This is a genomic window from Bhargavaea massiliensis (assembly GCF_050480245.1).
In the GTDB taxonomy this organism is placed as follows: Bacteria; Bacillota; Bacilli; order Bacillales; family Anoxybacillaceae; genus Anoxybacillus.
In genome coordinates, this window is sequence record NZ_JBCNEQ010000093.1 from 1 (window position 1) to 508 (window position 508).

Below are 508 nucleotides of genomic sequence, written 5' to 3' on the forward strand. Positions count from 1 at the left end.
GCTTGATGACAAAGTCCACGTATGCACATTCGCTTCCGCATCGTTTCCTGCATCCATTCGGACAAGCAGACGAGACGAGGTCAGTGGACGAGCTCGACGGATGGCGGTGATCAAAAACGAGGGCATCTCGTCTTGTACATGTTGTTTCCCTGGACGCAGCTCGGCATGAACGATATACCCTTCCTTCCCTGCGTACGCAAACAACGGCGTAAAACCGTCAAATCCTTTATACGTTCGACTCACTCCTTCTTTTTTCGTATCGGAGTTGTCAAATGGGGAAGCATCTATATCAAGTGGGAGCCATGTCGTCTTCCCTTTGGTCCAACAAGGAGACAAGGTAGCGTGTTGTCGAACCAACAGACGCATCGACTCCTCCCAAAGAATCGTTTCGGTCATCGGAAGACAAGCGAGCTGATCGAGGCGCTGTCGCAACGTTGGGGAGGAAGGTACGTGCCGAATGCCCATTGATGTCGAAAAGATATCGTCCTGACGATACGCTTCGATATGA

The 508-nt window shown here is 51.0% G+C and carries 1 protein-coding gene; it reads right to left on the reverse strand.

Annotated elements, in window-relative coordinates; genetic code table 11:
* A partial coding sequence (locus ABEV15_RS14030) for a transposase (protein WP_498853563.1) occupies positions 1 to 508 on the reverse strand: 508 nt, incomplete at both ends.